Origin of the sequence: Bradyrhizobium diazoefficiens, from assembly GCF_016616235.1 — a bacterium.
Classification (GTDB): domain Bacteria; phylum Pseudomonadota; class Alphaproteobacteria; order Rhizobiales; family Xanthobacteraceae; genus Bradyrhizobium; species Bradyrhizobium diazoefficiens_H.
The window spans coordinates 4,893,567-4,909,548 of sequence record NZ_CP067100.1; the positions used below are offsets into that span (position 1 = coordinate 4,893,567).

15 protein-coding genes are annotated in these 15,982 nt (G+C 62.4%); 4 read left to right on the top strand and 11 right to left on the bottom strand.

The genetic code is table 11. The features are described 5' to 3' along the window. Nucleotides 1-9 precede the first annotated feature (9 nt). From JJB99_RS23405 to JJB99_RS23430, 6 genes are all read right to left on the bottom strand, one after another. Nucleotides 10-477, bottom strand: coding sequence for a hypothetical protein (locus tag JJB99_RS23405; RefSeq protein WP_200494660.1), 468 nt, complete (start codon nt 475-477; stop codon nt 10-12). Next, a complete protein-coding gene (locus JJB99_RS23410) occupies nt 461-1,378 on the bottom strand; it encodes a DUF2950 domain-containing protein (protein ID WP_200494661.1) in 918 nt (305 codons plus the stop codon). The genes JJB99_RS23405 and JJB99_RS23410 overlap by 17 nt, the downstream gene beginning before the upstream one ends. Beyond that, a complete protein-coding gene (locus JJB99_RS23415; protein WP_200500262.1) occupies nt 1,375-3,054 on the bottom strand; it encodes a DUF3300 domain-containing protein in 1,680 nt (559 codons plus the stop codon). Before JJB99_RS23415 ends, JJB99_RS23410 begins: the two co-directional genes overlap by 4 nt. An 87-nt stretch (nt 3,055-3,141) precedes the next feature. After that, nucleotides 3,142-3,393: a DUF2092 domain-containing protein gene (locus JJB99_RS36295; RefSeq protein ID WP_246774951.1), complete on the bottom strand. Its 252-nt coding sequence runs from the start codon at nt 3,391-3,393 to the stop codon at nt 3,142-3,144. Nucleotides 3,394-3,505: 112 nt separating this feature from the next. Beyond that, nucleotides 3,506-4,738, bottom strand: a complete 1,233-nt coding sequence (locus tag JJB99_RS23425; protein WP_200494662.1) for an HlyD family secretion protein — start codon at nt 4,736-4,738, stop codon at nt 3,506-3,508. Beyond that, entirely contained in the window at nt 4,731-5,174 is a 444-nt protein-coding gene (locus JJB99_RS23430) for a hypothetical protein (protein WP_200494663.1), read from the bottom strand. Before JJB99_RS23430 ends, JJB99_RS23425 begins: the two co-directional genes overlap by 8 nt. Nucleotides 5,175-5,330: 156 nt before the next feature. On the opposite strand from JJB99_RS23430, the gene JJB99_RS23435 reads away from it, so the two are divergent. The 3 genes from JJB99_RS23435 (at nt 5,331) to JJB99_RS23445 (ending at nt 7,152) form a co-directional block, all read left to right on the top strand. After that, complete coding sequence (locus JJB99_RS23435; RefSeq protein ID WP_200494664.1) at nt 5,331-5,783, top strand: hypothetical protein; 453 nt, start codon at nt 5,331-5,333, stop codon at nt 5,781-5,783. 43 nt (nt 5,784-5,826) lie between these two features. Beyond that, nucleotides 5,827-6,627 carry a polyphosphate kinase 2 gene (ppk2, locus tag JJB99_RS23440; RefSeq protein ID WP_200494665.1) on the top strand — a complete coding sequence of 267 codons (801 nt, stop codon included), beginning with the start codon at nt 5,827-5,829 and terminating at the stop codon, nt 6,625-6,627. 327 nt (nt 6,628-6,954) lie between these two features. Continuing rightward, nucleotides 6,955-7,152: a hypothetical protein gene (locus tag JJB99_RS23445; protein ID WP_200494666.1), complete on the top strand. Its 198-nt coding sequence runs from the start codon at nt 6,955-6,957 to the stop codon at nt 7,150-7,152. 177 nt (nt 7,153-7,329) lie between these two features. Here the strand turns inward: JJB99_RS23445 and JJB99_RS23450 are convergent, their stop codons facing one another. From JJB99_RS23450 to JJB99_RS23470, 5 genes are all read right to left on the bottom strand, one after another. Continuing rightward, complete coding sequence (locus JJB99_RS23450; protein WP_200494667.1) at nt 7,330-7,764, bottom strand: hypothetical protein; 435 nt, start codon at nt 7,762-7,764, stop codon at nt 7,330-7,332. A 30-nt stretch (nt 7,765-7,794) separates the two neighbouring features. Continuing rightward, nucleotides 7,795-9,495, bottom strand: a complete 1,701-nt coding sequence (locus JJB99_RS23455) for an aspartate:alanine exchanger family transporter (RefSeq protein ID WP_200494668.1) — start codon at nt 9,493-9,495, stop codon at nt 7,795-7,797. Between the two features lie 18 nt (nt 9,496-9,513). Next, nucleotides 9,514-12,264 carry a decarboxylase gene (locus JJB99_RS23460; protein ID WP_200494669.1) on the bottom strand — a complete coding sequence of 917 codons (2,751 nt, stop codon included), beginning with the start codon at nt 12,262-12,264 and terminating at the stop codon, nt 9,514-9,516. Between the two features lie 160 nt (nt 12,265-12,424). After that, the gene (locus JJB99_RS23465; protein ID WP_200494670.1) at nt 12,425-14,134 is read right to left on the bottom strand and encodes a SulP family inorganic anion transporter; all 1,710 of its coding nucleotides are present in this window, start codon (nt 14,132-14,134) and stop codon (nt 12,425-12,427) included. Next, nucleotides 14,131-14,814, bottom strand: coding sequence for a YoaK family protein (locus JJB99_RS23470; protein WP_200494671.1), 684 nt, complete (start codon nt 14,812-14,814; stop codon nt 14,131-14,133). Before JJB99_RS23470 ends, JJB99_RS23465 begins: the two co-directional genes overlap by 4 nt. A 134-nt stretch (nt 14,815-14,948) precedes the next feature. On the opposite strand from JJB99_RS23470, the gene JJB99_RS23475 reads away from it, so the two are divergent. Then, the gene (locus tag JJB99_RS23475) at nt 14,949-15,965 is read left to right on the top strand and encodes an alpha/beta hydrolase family protein (RefSeq protein ID WP_246774952.1); all 1,017 of its coding nucleotides are present in this window, start codon (nt 14,949-14,951) and stop codon (nt 15,963-15,965) included. The last annotated feature ends 17 nt before the right edge of the window (nt 15,966-15,982 follow it).

Here is a 15,982-nt window from a genome sequence, read left to right on the forward strand (position 1 = left end):
ATCATCCCGCTACTTCAATGAAATCCTGATTCCGCTGATGTTGGCGGCGAATTCCAGGCCAGCCTTGGGTCCCTGCAGCACCATCGTGACGCCTTTCTCGTTGCGCAGATGGACGCCGTTCAGGCCGCCGACCAGCGCAGCACCACCACCGACGGAACTGTAGGAGCCGGCAAAGTCGGAGACCTCGCGGATGCCCGACGCCCGGCCCTCGAGTCGCCCGACGGTTGCGCCGGCCGTGATGCCGAGGCTGACGCCGGACAGGCGGAAGGGATAGGTGCGACCGCGATAGATCAGGACGCCGCTGCCTACGCCGCCGCCTACGAGTAGACCTGCCTTCACGATCTTCAATCGGACGTCGCCAGAGGCTTGCGCCGAGGCCGGCGTCACCGGAGCAGTCAACGCGAGCAGCGCAACCGCCGCCAGGCGATTGATGAACCAACGCAGCGCGATTCGCCGTCGCTCAGGGTTTCGCGGCATCGACCTTCTTCCAGGTCTGGTCCGGATCGAAGAGCGTGGTGCGCTGGGCAATGAACTCGGTCCGTTTTCCCAGATCCTTCTGATAGACCGTGCCGTTGTGATTGACCAGGAAAGTCATCACGCCGGAATTGCCGTATTCGGCCGGCCAGGCGATTAGCGCGAAGCCGCCGATCATCTTACCCTTCACGACATAGTCGAGCGTGCCGCCGGGCGCGTCCGCCCCCTGTCCTTTCAGGATGCGGAAATAGTAGCCGTGATAAGGCGCGATGGCACCCTCGCCGGTCTTGTAGCCTTCGGCCGAGGCCTCCGCTGCCATCGCGCCGAGCGGGCTTGGGTCGGCGTCGTCACGCCAGAACAGCCCGTCCTTCTTGCCCGGCGTCGAGACGATGTGCTGCGCGTAAACGCCCACCCCCTCGCCGCGATCCTTGTCGGCATATTCGTTCTGGGCATCGACATAGGCGAGAGCAGTCTGAATCGCGTCGAGCTCATTGCGTCCGATGCGACGATAGAGAACCTCGATGCGTCCTTCATCGGTGTCGAATTCCCAACCGCGCTTGGTGTTGACGAGCGGAATCGGGAACGGAAAATCGTCCGGGCCCAGCATGAGCGTGGCCTTTTTGTTGCGCTCCACCTTGATCGCATGCCTGGTGTCATACATGGAGGTGAAACGTTGGCGGATGTCGGCATCGACAACCTCGTCGCCGGAAGAGACGATGTCGTCGGCGGCCCTGCCGAGCACCTTCAGAATGTCGTTCGGACCGCTCTTGACCGCGGCCGCCAGCGCGGCGGCTGCATCCTCCGGTGTGGAAAAGGATTGCTGCGCCTGCGATGCTGTGCTCAGCAGCGCCAGTGCCATGATGCCCGTCAGGGCCACGCGTTGGAGCGACTTCAGACTTGTCATGGCAAGGCCTCCGCGGGGATTCTTGCGCCGCCGGCGAGCCAATCGCTGTATGTGCGGAATTTCAGCCCGAGCCGCTCATAGTAGACTCGTAGGTAACCGTCACTGCCACGGGTCACGGCTTCCGGCTTCACGCTCTCGACCTCCTGCGCCAAGACGCCGACATAAGCCTTGTTGCTGCCGAGATAGCTGAAGCGGTAATAGCCGATCCCACTGGCGAGATGGCCGAGCAGCACAACGTCGTGCTTCAGCGCGATGTCCGAGCGTCGGCCACCGCCGCCACCTCCGCGGCCTCCTCCGCCACCACCACGGAAGCCACCTCCGCCAGCAGACATGCCGCCACCGCCGCGCCCGCCGGAGAAGCTCGCACCGCCACCGCCACCGCGCGGCATGCTCGCCATGCTGGACCGCCCGCGTGCGGATGCCGCAGAAGCCGCCCGGCCCGACGAGACGTTCATGGCGCCGCCACGGTTGCCGCCACCGCCGCCACGGTTAGCCGCCGCCGCGCGATTGCCTGCGCTGGCGCCACCACGGTTGGCAGCCTTCGCGCGATCGCCGCCGCCCGTGGCCTTGGCCCGATCGCCGCCACCCTTTGCACTACCGCCTTTGGCCCTATCACCGCCGCCCTTGGCACGGTCCGCGGCACCCGCACGGTCGCCGCCGCCGGGCCGGTCGCGCGTGCTTGCGCTGGCACGGTCGCCGGCACGAGCTCGCCCGCCCTGGTCCGGACGCAGCACTTGTTGTCCGTCGCGGCCGCGGAAATCCATCCGGTCGGACACGCCGGCCTTCAGATTATTATTGCCGAAGCGCTGCTGGACGTTGGTGTCGTTGTAGCGCACGCCCTGGCGATGCGCCGGATTATGCTGCCAGCCATTTCCGATGTTGGTGGTGCGATGGTTGACATAGACGTTGCGGTTGCCCCAGTTGCAGCCGCCGCCCCAGTAGTTGCCCCAGCGCCCGATGGCCCAGGCTGTACCGAATGCTAGGCCGGCTGCGACCACTCCGGCGCCGATATAGGATGGGTAGCCAAAATAGTACGGGGGATATTCGGTATAGGGCCAGGCGCCGTAGACGGTCGCCGGCTCGTAATAGGGCACATACATCGTCCCGGGGTCCGCCGGCTCGATCACGACCACCTGCTTGTTCTCCTGCGTCTGAATGCTCACCTTCTGCTGCTTGGTCGTGACGAGCTTCTTGTTGTCATAGGCCTTGGTGCGCAGGCGCTGGATTGCGTCCATCACGTCCGGCTGCTGGGCGAGGAAGGTATCGCCCAGTTTCTGGGTCCATTCGAGCTTGTCGCTCATCATGGTCAGAACCTCCGGCGTGCTCGCCAGCGCCTTGACGCTGTCGTCCCAGGATTGCTTGTCGACCTCCGTCCTCAGCGCGTCGCCTTTCAACGTCTTGCGCTCCTTCAGCCAGCGGTCGGCCTGCACGACCTCCAGCGGATAAGTCGAGGCAGCCAGTACGTTGGCGAGGAGCTCGTCGGGATAAAGCGCGATCGGTGCCACCAGCGCCTCGATTTGCTCGGGCTTCAACAGGTCGGCCGTCGGCGCGGGCTGATTTGCCGGCTGCGCTTGCGGCGCGGGCGTTGGCGCGCTGTCCGGAGTTTGAGCCAAGGCAGGCTCCCCAAATGCCAGTAGCAGCACGAGCGGAACCAGTATCTTGCCGGCAAGACGCATCGTGTCCTCCATCGAACTTATCGCAGCAAGCATCAGCATCCGCTGACCAGTCTTCTTTGACAGAGATCAAAGAAACTCCCACGGCCTTCATCCTGGCGCCTGACCGCCCTGCTGCCTTGTGAACTGGATCTTCTGGAGCTCCGGCGTGATGATCTCGATGTCGCTCTCGAAGGATGCGGACAGCGTCTTCTGGCTGCCGAGATAGTCCGTCATTCCCTTCAAAATCCTGGCGGGATCGTCCGCGCGGGCGGGGGACGTTGCAGGCAGCAGCACCACCACTGCTGCAACCCACCACATTGCGCAGAGTCTAGCGCGAAGGAATGCCTGTTGTTGCTTCATATTGATCCTCCTGGAATGGAAGCCCGTTGAGGCGCATGGGACACCGAATCAAGCTTTGGCCAGTTCGCGGTTGCCGCCGTCGCCGTGAAAGCCATCACGTCAATTCGACCAGTCAGTGGCCGGCGAAAACCAGCGTCTGGATAGGCAGCAGCAGCGCCTGGATCCGCAACAGCAGCGCGTGTACGAGAGCTGTCGCATCGACCGCGTGCAGGGCAAACCCCTTTAGCGCGCCGGTTCTCGGATCGGCAATGACGTCATGGTTGCTGGTGTAGGCATTGACGATGCAGCTGCTGCCCGGCGTAACACCATCGAGGCCGTCCTTGTAAAGCGGTTCAAGGGACGCCAAAATCGTGCCGGGTTTCGCGACGTTCTGAACGTCTAGCAACTGCTCTCCGGAACGGAACTGTCCGGCCGCGATGTAATCCTGCACCGATGTCACAACCATCGGAATAATCACCCAAGGTTTGGATACGCAGGTCGCCTCGGCAACCATGCCTTCCTTGATGACTTGGGCCTCGAGCTGGCCGAAACCGGCCTGTAAGGCCTTCTTTCCAGCCCCATCCGGGATGAGAACGCCGGCGGGCCGCATCAATTGATTGACGACGTCACCGGTGCGAAGCAGGAACTGCTCGACGCGTCCGTCGACGCCGGCGCGCACAAATGTTTTGTCGAGATCGACCTGGGCCTGCGCCAGGGCTGCTTCAGCGCTCGCCTTTTGCGCCGGCAACAGCGTCGAGACCTGCAACGTCGCCGACTGCTTCGCCGCAGTAGCCGCATCGACGCCGGCTTGGCGCTGATCGACCAGCACCTGCAGCTTCTCGATGTCGCGCTGCGGCACGATACCGGGATTGCGACGTTGGAGCTCCGACTTAGTGTCCAACTCGTCCTTGGCCTGCTGGTGGTTAGCCCTTGCTTCTTGGATCTGGGCTTCGGCCTTGACCACGTCGGACTGTGCGCCCGTTATTGACGCGTCCACTTCGGCGACCTTGCGCTTGGCCGTCTCCAGCGCCGCCTCCTGCTTCGAGCTGTCCAGCGTGAACAGGACATCGCCCTTCTTCACCGGCGCGGTAAAGCCAACTTTGACTTCCGCGACCCTCCCAGAGCCTTCGGGAAGGATCGGCACTGTGCGGAAATATAGCGCCGCCGACGTGGTCGAGGGATGGAAATAGAAGATCATTGTGATCAGCGAGACCGTGAGCACCAGACAACCGGTGATGCCCCACCTCAATTCATACCAGACGGAGAAGAACGTGATCTCCTTGCCGAACCGCTTGCCCTGCCGATAGCGGCGGTAGAGGTAGTCCGGCAGGATCGTCACCAGCGAGCAAATCATCAGCTCAAGCATGATTGAGCACCCTTTCCTTAGCTGGCGTCTGGACGCTGGAATTGCCGCCGGACGGGGATTCAGCTTCGGGCTCTGCAGCGGGCGCGTCTGGCGTGGCGTCGGCAATGCGCTCGACAGAATCGGCAATGCTACGCATCGGTGTGCCGAAATCGGGCAGATCGATCATCGCGAGCAACAAGCCCGCGATCCAGAAGATGTGCATGTGGGTGAAAAGCGAGATCAGGCCGAGAACGGCGACGATCTCGAACTGCAACTTCTGCGTTTTGTGCGCCATGCGCTCGGGTAGGCTGTGCAGCTTCAAGTACAGGGTACCCACCCACAGAACAGCAGCTACGAGGAAAATGCCCATCACGACCATCAGGGTGTCCGACCCGTCAGCGCCGGGAATGAAGAAAGGCAGATGGTGGGGAGCCGCTGGATGCATCTGTTCGGTCAAATTTCTTCTCCCTTCCGGGCGCCCGCGCATTCCGCAGCCGTGCCTGCAACGTGACTTCCCGCGGCGCGGTTTGCTTGATCTGGATCAACGGAATTGGGTCGGCCCAATCTAGCCTTACGGGAGCACGCTGAATCCAAACAGCAGGAGCCGGCAGCCATGGCGGGCATCGATGATCTCATCCCCAATGCCACCCAGATTCGCAAGGAAGCAGCTCTCAAGGAGGCCGAGAAGGCGGACCAATACGTTCGCCTTGCTGCTGCCGCCGAGGCTGAAAAACTCGCCCTGATTGAGCGGCTCGGTAAGCCGTCCGGCAAGAGCGAAGAGGAGAAGATCCAGTTGGCATCGACGATCATCCAGCGCGCAGTGCGAAACGGATTGACGGACGTGCAGGTCTATCGCTTCCCCAATACGCTGTGCACGGACAAGGGTCGCGCCATCAACCAGATGGAAAAGGGCTGGGAGAACACGTTGATCGGCATTCCGAAGGAAATCTTTCAGCTCTGGACCGACTATCTTCAGCCGCGCGGCTATCGCATCGCTTACCAGATCATCGATTTCCCTGGCGGCGTGCCGGGCGACGTCGGCATTACCATTTCCTGGGGCGATTGAACGCCAATCGACACATCGGACCTTTTGCAGCGAAGGGATGGGCATGGCAAAGGATGCGCCCGCGGATCGGATGAAGCGCAAGGACTACGAAAAGGAGCTGGAAAAGCTCCAGATTGAGCTGTGCTATCTCCAGGATTTCGTGCGGGCGAACAAGCTGCGGGTCATCGTCCTGTTCGAAGGTCGGGACGCGGCCGGCAAGGGCGGCACGATCAAGGCGATCACCGAGAAGGTCAGTCCGCGCGTGTTTCGCGTGGTGGCGCTGCCGGCACCTTCAGATCGCGAGAAGACCCAGCTTTTCTTTCAGCGCTACATGGAGAAATTTCCCTCCGGAGGCGAGATCGTGATCTTCGACCGCAGCTGGTACAACCGCGCCGGCGTCGAATACGTGATGGGCTTCTGTTCGACCGCCGAGCACGACCGCTTTCTCTCGCTCTGCCCCCAGATGGAACAATACGTCATCGACGGCGGCATCATCCTGATCAAGATCTGGCTCGAGGTCGGCATGGACGAGCAGGCGCGCCGCTTCAAGGCCCGCATCGACGATCCGGTGCGGCAGTGGAAGCTGAGCCCGATGGACCTGGAATCCTTCAGTCGTTGGTACGACTATTCGCGAGCTCGCGACCTGATGCTCAAGCAGACCAGCACCAAGCACGCGCCGTGGTTCATTATCCGCTCCGATGACAAGCGCCGGGCGCGGCTGAACTGCATCGCGCATGTCCTCAAATCCATCCCCTACAAGCGCATCAGGAAAGACAAGATCAAGCTGCCGAAGCGTTCCGACAAGGGGCGCTACGACGACCAGGCGAGCTTGCGGGGGATGAGCTTCGTCGAAGAGCGATATTGAGGTGAACGGGCCGCGAAATGACGCGGCCCGTTCACCTCAGACCCGGCTCACAGGTCAATACCGATAGGGATATTGTTGTGGGCAGACCCAATTCCCGTAAGTGTCCTGATGGCAGCCGCTATTGTAAGAGTTGTTGTTGTAGTACCCGTACGCTCCAACCGCAGCGGCGCCGGCAGCCACACCGTAAGCCGCGCCGCGCCGACCGTAACCCGGACGATATCCGGGGTAGCCGGCAACCGGGCGCCCCGGGCGGCCAGCGATCGGGTGGCTCGGTCGCGGACCTCCCACACGATAGCCGCGCCCACCACCGCCGTGGATGCGCCCGGCATGAACCGCTCCGCCACGGACGCCTCCACCGTGAAAGCCGCCGGCGCGCATGCCGCCGCCGCCGCGACGGGCGTAGGCGTCGTCTGGGATAAGGCATGCGGTCAGAAGAACGAACGCCGCGATAGCAGCGAGAAGATAACGAAGCATGGCGTGTCCTCCATTGATTGGGGTGCCTTGATTCGCTTTTCGACGATGTGATGCTCTACGAATTGCGATCAGCACCGGCCATAGGATTTAACCGCGCGGGCGCGTCGGCTTGACCTAAATCAAAGGCCGGTCGTGCTTCGATCACGATTCGTGGTGATAGCTGCGCCATACCTTGCGGTTCCCTGAGCTGGCCGGGCAGCGTCGTGACACTGCCCGATCCATGCGTGTCTATTTCAGGCGGATCGTCACACCGCCGACGGCAGCCGACACCTCCGCGCCGATCCTAGGGCCGCTGAGCTGAAGGATCACGCCATTGGCGTTTTGCAATTGAACGGCGCCGGCGCCCGCGGCGACCGCGCCCCCTGCTCCGCCCACTGCGTAGGAGCCTTCGATCGAGGCCGGCCCCCTCAGATTGAGGGCGCGGCCGACGAACTTGGTAGTCGAGGCCCCGATCGTGAAGCCAACGCTCATGCCGGATACGGTGAACGGATATTTTTTGCCCCGGAGCAGCAGGACGCCCTCGCCGCCGCCGACGCCGACGATAAAGCCGCCCTTGGTGAAGACCACGGCGACCTGGCCGGTTTCTGCGCGCGACGGCGTGCTGAAGCCGAGCGCACCTGCGAACAACGAGACCATGATGGCGTAGACAGCAGATCTTCTCATGACTTTCGTTCCCCCCTTTTAATATGACGCCTATTGCGCCAGCAGCATCGCGAAGTAACCGAACACGGTGAGCAGGATGCCGGACACGGCATAGCCGACCGGGAAACCGATCCAGGGCACGGAGCTCTGGATTTCGACCGCAGCCTCGCGGCACGGGCCTGAGTGCGACCGCGCACCGGCAACGCCACCCATCAGCACCGCCGGATTGATCTTGAACACATGGAAGCCGATCGCCCAGACGATGAATGGCGGGATCGTGCAGGCAATGAAGCCCGCAATGAATATCTTCAAGGCGACGGCACCCGTCAGCTGTGCCATCAATCCGGCGCCGGCATTGACGCCGACGATCGCGACGAAGACGACGAGGCCAAGATCCTCCAGCACGTTGCGCGCCGCGTTCGGCGTGTTGCCGAAGAAGCGCAGCCGCGACACCAGCGAAGAGACGATCACGCCCGACAGCAACAGACCGCCGGCATTGCCGAGACCAATCTTGGCGCCGAACGCCGGAAACTCGATCATCCCGATCAGGAAGCCGATGATCATGCCCGCGGCCAATGTCAGCAGATCGGTCGATGTGTTGGTGCGCGCGATACGACCCCACATCTCGCCAAGCTCGTTGACGGCCGATTTCAGCCCGACAACCGAGACGATGTCCATCCGCTGCAGCTCGGTCTTGAGACCCGCCGGGATCTGCACGCCGCCGCGCTCGACCTTGGTGACCTGGAGCTGGCCGGCCATGGCCTCGCCGCGGAACGATTCGAAGGTGCGCCCGACGACGTCCTTGTTGGTGACGAGAATGTCCGCCTGATCCATCGGGATTCCGAGGGCTTTGGCATCGGCAACCTCGGGGCCGATCAAGCCCATCTTCTCAGTCAAATGTTCGGTCGCGCCGCCAAGCGCAACGACGTCGCCCTTTTGCAGAACGAGATCCGGATCACTTCCAAGCGGATGACCGTCACGCAACACGTTGACGATACGATATTCAGGATTAACCATGCGGAATTTGGCAATGCTCATACCGATCGTGCCCGGATTCTCCAGGCGGTAGGCGCGCAGGCCGAACTGGCGATAACCCGTGAGGCCGCCGCCTTCGAGATCCTTAACCCCGAACTCCTCTTCATATCGCTTCGCCGCCGCCTTGGCGTCGACGCCCCACCATCGCGGCAAATACTTGCAGATCAGGATGATGCCGACGGTGCCCCAGATATAGGTGATGCCGTAGGACAGCGCGATCATTCCCGACGCTTCCTCGGGCTTCATGCCTTCGGGCAGCTTGACGACGCCGGAGGTGATCGCCTGCTCGGCCGAACCGATCGCGGCCGACATGGTTTGCGAGCCCGCCAGCATGCCGCCGGCGGCACCGATGGGAAGCGCGAAGAGCTTCGCGCAGATGACGACAAGCGCGAGGCCGAGCACGCTCGACACCAGCGCCAGTACGCAGAACTTGAGGCCATCGCCCTTCAGGCTATTGATGAAGGACGGCCCGACGCGCAAGCCGACGCCGTACATGAAGAGATAATAGAACAGGCTCTTGGCGAAATTGTTCAGCTCGAGCTTCACCCCATAGGTCGAAGCCCACACCGAGAGACCTGCGCCGACCACGATGGCGCCGGCGACCATGCCGAGGCCGTAACCCTTGATGCTGGCCCGCCCGATCCAGACGGCGAGCCCGACGACGAAGAACAGCAACAGAAACGGATTTTGCTGCAAGAAGGTGAAAAAGCCCTGCATGATCGTGCCCTCTCTATCTTATGAGGCGGCCAACTGCGGCGGCACTGCGGGCCTTGGCCTGCCTATTTTCGCAAGGGCCTCGGTGCGCACGAGCTTCAGGCCCTCCTTGGCGTCATAGCCATGGATTTCCTTCACATCGAGCTTGCGCATAAAGTCGATGGTCTCCTGGGTGATCACCTGCCCCGGCACCATGATCGGGAAGCCCGGCGGATACGGGATCACGAAGCTCGCGGAGACGAGCTCAGGCCCGGCCTTCAGGCGGCGATCGATCTCGGCATCGCCGAGCCGGATATGTTCGCAGCCCGCCGCGTCATAGGCTGAGTAGAAGCCGCTGCGGATATCGCCTTCGTTGGTCGTGGTGCCGGCATCGCCGCGGAAGCTCGGGTGGAAATGCGAGAAGTTCGGCAGGTCGGGCACGTCAGTCATCAGGCTCTTGACCCGCGTCTCGAACGTCTTCTTTGCGTTCGCTCCGCCTTGAACAAGCCCGCGATCGACCTCGCCGGCGATCTCGGCCAGCACGCGCACCAGATGGGCGACGTCGCTGCGGGTGTTGTTGATGTTGGACTGGAGCAAGACCGAATTGCGCGAGGTCTTGTTGACCTGGATATTGTACTCACTGGCCAGCAGGCCCTTGAACTGCGTGCCGTCGAAACCGGCCGTGCCGCACACCAGCGTCATGCGAGTCGGATCGAGACAGAACTCGTCATCGTCCAGGCTCTTCAGGGTGTTCGCCCAGTTCACGCCGGGTGCCAGATAGTCGGTAAAGCCGCTCTGGCGGTATTGGGTGGGCACCATGGCGTCCGCGCCGAGAATGCGGAAGTACTTTGAGATCAGCGGATTGTTGTTGACCGCCTTGCGGATGGCGAGCGCGATCTCGATCGCATTGGCGACGAGGCCGTAACCCTCCAATTCCATCTGGCGCCGCGAGACGTCGAGGCTGGCAATGAGCTGCTGGTTCGGACTGGTCGAGGCATGGGTGAAGACCGCTTCCTTGAATTGCTGCTCGACGGTATGAAATTCTACATCCTTGACCGAGAGCATCGAGCCCTGCCGGATGGCGGACATCGATTTGTGCGTCGAGTTGGTCTGGTAGACCCGCAAGCGGATCTGGCGCGGATCGGGGATCAGCCTGGTCTTGAGCAGCACCTCGTCCGACGGATTCTTGCCGAGCTCGGCCTGCTGCTTCTCATAAGCCACGACCGATTTCCGGGCCTGCATCCAGGTCTCGATCTCGTTGGCGGCGCCCATCGCCGTGCGCCGCCGCAGGAATGGTGAGAAGCGCGCAAAGCCGAACCATGCTTCGTCCCACAGGAAGATCAGGTCGGGCTTGATTGCGAGGCATTCCTCCATCACCCGGCGGGTGTTGTAGATGTGGCCGTCGAAGGTGCAGTTGGTGAGATCGAGCATCTTGACCCGATCGAGCCGGCCGTCGGCCTTGGCGCTCAGGAGTGCCTGCTTGATCGTGTTCAGCGGCACGGCGCCGTACATCGAGTATTCCGTCATCGGGAAGGCTTCGACATAGAGCGGCTGCGCGCCTGCCAGCACCATGCCGTAGTGATGCGACTTGTGGCAGTTGCGGTCGACGATCGCGATGTCACCCGGCGCAAGCAGCGCCTGCACCGCCATCTTGTTTGAGGTCGAAGTGCCGTTGGTGACGAAGAAGACGCGATCGGCGCCGAGCGCGCGGGCCGCCTTGTCCTGCGCCTTCTTGATGTTTCCCGTAGGCTCCAGGAGACTGTCGAGACCGCCGGTCGTCGCGCTGCTCTCGGCCAGGAACAGGTTCAGGCCGTAGAATTCGCCCATGTCACGGATCCAGTCCGACTTGAATACGGATTTTCCGCGCGCGATCGGCAGCGCGTGAAACGTCCCGATCGGCCGCTGGGCGTATTTCTTGAGATTGTCGAAAAACGGCGCGTCGTAGCGGTCCTGCACGCCTTCGAGAATCGACAGATGCAGCTCGAGCAGCTCTTCGATGGAATAGAAGATCCGGCGAGCCACGTTGGCCTCGGGATTGCCCGCCATCTCCTCCACGTCGCGATTAGACATCAGATAGAGGTCCAGCTCGGGGCGGACCCGCTTGATGATATGGGCGAGCCGGAGCGCGGAGGCGTCGGTTTCCTCATTCAGACCGGCCGAGGCGGTGAGCGTGTGCAGGACGGGTGCGTCGTGCCGCGTCCGCAGTCCAAAGCCCTCGTTGATCACGACCGCCGCGAGATTCGGGTTGAGGATCGTGGCACAGAAGGCGTCCTCAAGCGTCCCGACGATGACCGGCTCATAGACAAACTGATCGGTCGGCCGCCTCAGCTTGCGCCATTCGGAAACGAGCGCCGGCCAACTGTTGGAGGAGACGCCGGTGACGATCAGGGTTTCAAAGTAAGGACGGCGCGCGGCCTGCGAACCAGACGTGGGTAGCATCAGATCGGCAGAATCGCCGTTGCTATCATCCTTGTCGCCCTGGTCTCCGGCATGCTGGCGGAACGATCTGGTTTGAACGGCCTGCGTGATCCGGGTCGACAAAGCGAGCGAGGCGGCCGCCTCACCTGCCGTGGCGACTTCCTGCAGCGCCGCCATCAATTGCAGACCGGGATAACCGTGAAACTCTTCCGTCACCGACAGCTCGGCGAGCGTCGCGTCATATTTTGCGCGATCTCCGCCGCGGGCCCACGCCTTTGCCGCCTCCACCAGGTCACGCCAGTCGTCCGCCCGCCCTCCGGGGCCGGAAAAGAACTGGTCGATGCGCTTCTGTGCGGGCTTGGCATCTTTGGACATGTTTTTTTCCCGATCCCTGAGGCGAAGGTTGGCGGATCGTGAAGGCCGCTCGGGCCGCTCCATTGATCCAAGTCAATGGTTGCGCGGTGCGATAGCGCGGCTCGTGTCCATTCGCAACGCAACGTGACGTCAGTGATCGATTGACGGCAGCTCTGAGAGATTAAGCCATTCCTGGAGCGGCATTTGGCTGGCCGTCGCTGAGCACACTGTCGAGCGACCGCAGCCACTGGAGGCTGTCCGTCTTATCAGCCAATCCCTCCGCCCGGAGCAGATCACGCAGTTGTGCATGCGCTCCGACGATGCAGAAAGTGACGTGACGCAAGGCGAGCTCGTCATGCAGATCATGCAGCATGCGCGCGCCGGCCAGATCGATATAGGGGGATGCCGAGAGGTCGCAGGCCACCAGCCGGACGCCCGGCGAGCTCTGGAGCGCAATCAAGACCGTATCGAGAATCGTCTCGGCATTGATATAGAGCAGCGAGGCTTCGGGCCGGAACGCGATGACTCCGACCAGTGGCTCGACCCCTTCGTGCCTGGCCCTGTCGGAATAGCGGCCGCTGCCCGGCAACCGACCGAGGAACGCTACGTTCGGCTGCGAGGCGCGCGCCAGCAGCAGGAAGATCGATGCGATCGACGCCAGCAAGACGCCTTGCAGGATCCCAAGCAACAGCACAGCCACCAGCGCAATCGACGCGGCAAAGAAATCGATGCGGCTGACCTGCCACATCCGCACCAACGCACGGATATCGACCAGCCGGTAGACCGCTGCAAAGACGATAGCGGCGAGCACCGCCTTCGGCAAATTGGTCAACAAGCCCGTGAAGAACAAAAGGCACAACCCAAGTGTCACCGAGCAGATGATCAGCGCGAGCGGTGTCCGCGCGCCCGCGCTGTCATTGACAGCGGATTGCGACAGCCCGCCCGCCACGGGATAGCCATGGCCGAACGCAGCGGCGAGGTTCGCGGCCCCCAGCCCCAAAAACTCCTGGCGCACATCAAGGCCATAGCCGTGCTTGGCGGCGAAACTGCGAGCCGCTGAAACGCCTTCGATGTAGGCGAGCAGCACACAACCCGCCGCAAGCGGAAACAGATCGTCGAATTCCAGCAGGCCGAACGTCGGCAATCCCAATGTCGGCAATCCTTCCGGAATTTTTCCGGTGACGGGCACGCCCAGGGACGGAAGACCAAGCAGCGTCGCGACCGTGATCGAGAGCGCCACGATCGTAATTCCGACCGGCTTTCCGGGCAAAAGCCGCTCCCCGAGCAGGAGGAGCAGCAACGCGACCGTACCGATCGCCAGGATGAGAGGGCTGATATCGCCGAGCTGGCCGGCGAGATTGATGACGCGATCGAAGAAGTTGTGCCCGCCGCCGGCAACGCCGAACAGGCTCGGCAGCTGGCTCATGATGATGGTGAGCCCGGCGCCGGCCTTGAAGCCGACCAGAATGCTGTCGCTGACGAGGCGAACGAGAACGCTGAGCTTGAACAGCCAGGCGATGAAGCACAACACAGCCACCGCGCAGGCCGCTAGGCTTGCGATCTGTGCGTATCGCATCGCATCTCCGCCGGCGAGAACGCCCACGGTTCCGGCAATCATCAAGGAGATCGCCGAGGTCGGGCCAACCGCGAGCTGGCGTGACGAGCCGAACAAGGCGTAGCCGATGCCGCCGAGCATGTAGCCGTAGATGCCGACCTGCGGCGGCAGCCCCGCTAACGCGGCGTAGGCGAGCGACACCGGAATTGCGTAAGCGGCCAGGGTGATCCCCGCGGTCGCGTCTGAAGGCAACCACGCCGTGCGATATGCGGCAAGCCAGCCGGCGGGCGGGAAGAACCGCATCCAGCTCATGCGCGGCTCAGGTTGCGGATTCATGTTTGGGCCTCAAGATGTCGAGCCTCGCAGTGGAGCAGGACGATCAGCAGCGCGATCACGGGAATTCCAAGCGCCAAGTCCGGGATGGTTTCGGTCGCGAAAGCGCCCACAGCCGCGCCGAAGCCGAAGGTGGCGCACACGGCCATAAAGATGCCGGAGCGCCGAAGCGTCCCCGGCGGCCTAGCCCCGGATGCAGCGGCAAACAAGCCTTCGATCGCCTGGCGCATATTGCCGGTGATCATCACCGTGCTGTAGACCACCCCCTCGACCTTGGTGAACACCGCAGCCTGGATCGCGGCGACACATGAAAGGCCAAGCGTTCCCGCGAGATCCGGCAAGCGGTTATGCAGGACGCCAATCAAAACCAGCAGCAGGATTTCAATCAGCGTGCCGATCGCACTAGCGCGCGCACCGGCGGTGCGGCGCAGCCAGGTGGCGATAACGACGCCGATCGCAAAGGCGAGGATTGGTGGAACGAAATTCAGCGCCTTCTCCCAATTGCCCATCATTCCATGAACCCAGAGCAGGACAAGATTGGCCGTCTGGGCGTTGGCCATCACGCCATGGATGATCCAGCTATAGGCGTCGATGTAACCGCCGGCGAAGGCGAGAAGCACCGCAACCTCAATCGTCTCGTCGCGACGCATCGACGAAGCGGCAGAGATGTCCAGAGAACTCATGTCCGAAATTTCGGCTGTCGCAGATCCTGCATGCTCCTATCGATCCACCTGACCGATGCCGAGGATTGATCTGGATCAAGCCCTCGCCCGGTTTTGCGGAATCAGATCGCTGCAAAGCGCCGAGGAATGTGACCATGGATACCGTCAGGTGGATCATCTCCGCCGCTCCGGGAATCTTCCTGCTGCTCACTGTGGCCATCGGGACGATACTGGGCCGAATGAAGATCCGCGGCTTCGCCATCGGCACTACCGCGTGCATCGTCATTTGGCTGTTCACAGGCTCAGCTTTGCGGCACCTAGCAGCAACGCTGCTCGTCCTTGCCACTTTCGCCGTCACCGCGCGCGCCGAAGACGACATCCCCATTCAGGAGGAGATCTGGGCCCTGCCGCTGCCGTTGCCGATGTTCGCCTATCTGGTGCGACCGGTCGCCGACGGTCCGTTCCCGCTCGTGATCATGAATCACGGTGTCTCGCTCAATCCGACCGATCGTAGCTTCTTTCCGCTCGTCGAATTCCGCGACGCTGCCAAATGGTTTGCGAAGCGCGGCTATCTCGTGATGGCGCCGGTCGGTACCGGCTATGGCGCATCCGCGATCGATATCCCCGAGCGGGGTATCTATGGCCCGTTCTTCTCCAAGATCGGCAAGTGCACCAATCCCAATTTCCATGATGCCGGGCTTGCGGTGGCGCAGGTCGATCTCTGGATCATCGACTACCTGGCCGCCGAGAAGCGCATCGTGCCTAAGGATGTCATCGTCCTCGGACAATCGGCTGGCGGCTGGGCGTCAATCGCGCTGTCGAGCGTGAATCCGCCACAAGTGAAGGCGATCATCACATTTGCGGCGGGCCGCGGCGGGCGCGTCGGCGGCAAGCCGAACAACAATTGCGCACCGGACAAGCTGGTCGAGGCGACAGCAGATTTCGGTCGCACCTCGCGGGTACCGATGCTGTGGATTTATATCGAGAACGACACGTTCTTCGGCCCTGCCCTGTCAAAGCGCATGCATGAGGCCTTCACCGCGGCCGGCGGCAGGGCCGAATACCATCTGGTGCCGCCGTTTGGCGACGAAGGCCATTTCTTCATCGGCTCTCCGGATGCAATCCCGATCTGGTCGCCGCTGGTGACGAAGTTTCTCGACGCACAGAAATAGCACCGAGGCCTAGGAGC

Coding starts and splice junctions, on each gene's coding strand:
- JJB99_RS23405 (WP_200494660.1), bottom strand. CDS start 477: ATGCCGCGAAACCCTGAGCGACGGCGAATCGCGCTGCGTTGGTTCATC.
- JJB99_RS23410 (WP_200494661.1), bottom strand. CDS start 1,378: ATGACAAGTCTGAAGTCGCTCCAACGCGTGGCCCTGACGGGCATCATG.
- JJB99_RS23415 (WP_200500262.1), bottom strand. CDS start 3,054: ATGCGTCTTGCCGGCAAGATACTGGTTCCGCTCGTGCTGCTACTGGCA.
- JJB99_RS36295 (WP_246774951.1), bottom strand. CDS start 3,393: ATGAAGCAACAACAGGCATTCCTTCGCGCTAGACTCTGCGCAATGTGG.
- JJB99_RS23425 (WP_200494662.1), bottom strand. CDS start 4,738: ATGCTTGAGCTGATGATTTGCTCGCTGGTGACGATCCTGCCGGACTAC.
- JJB99_RS23435 (WP_200494664.1), top strand. CDS start 5,331: ATGGCGGGCATCGATGATCTCATCCCCAATGCCACCCAGATTCGCAAG.
- ppk2 (WP_200494665.1), top strand. CDS start 5,827: ATGGCAAAGGATGCGCCCGCGGATCGGATGAAGCGCAAGGACTACGAA.
- JJB99_RS23445 (WP_200494666.1), top strand. CDS start 6,955: ATGAACCGCTCCGCCACGGACGCCTCCACCGTGAAAGCCGCCGGCGCG.
- JJB99_RS23450 (WP_200494667.1), bottom strand. CDS start 7,764: ATGAGAAGATCTGCTGTCTACGCCATCATGGTCTCGTTGTTCGCAGGT.
- JJB99_RS23455 (WP_200494668.1), bottom strand. CDS start 9,495: ATGCAGGGCTTTTTCACCTTCTTGCAGCAAAATCCGTTTCTGTTGCTG.
- JJB99_RS23460 (WP_200494669.1), bottom strand. CDS start 12,264: ATGTCCAAAGATGCCAAGCCCGCACAGAAGCGCATCGACCAGTTCTTT.
- JJB99_RS23465 (WP_200494670.1), bottom strand. CDS start 14,134: ATGAATCCGCAACCTGAGCCGCGCATGAGCTGGATGCGGTTCTTCCCG.
- JJB99_RS23470 (WP_200494671.1), bottom strand. CDS start 14,814: ATGAGTTCTCTGGACATCTCTGCCGCTTCGTCGATGCGTCGCGACGAG.
- JJB99_RS23475 (WP_246774952.1), top strand. CDS start 14,949: ATGGATACCGTCAGGTGGATCATCTCCGCCGCTCCGGGAATCTTCCTG.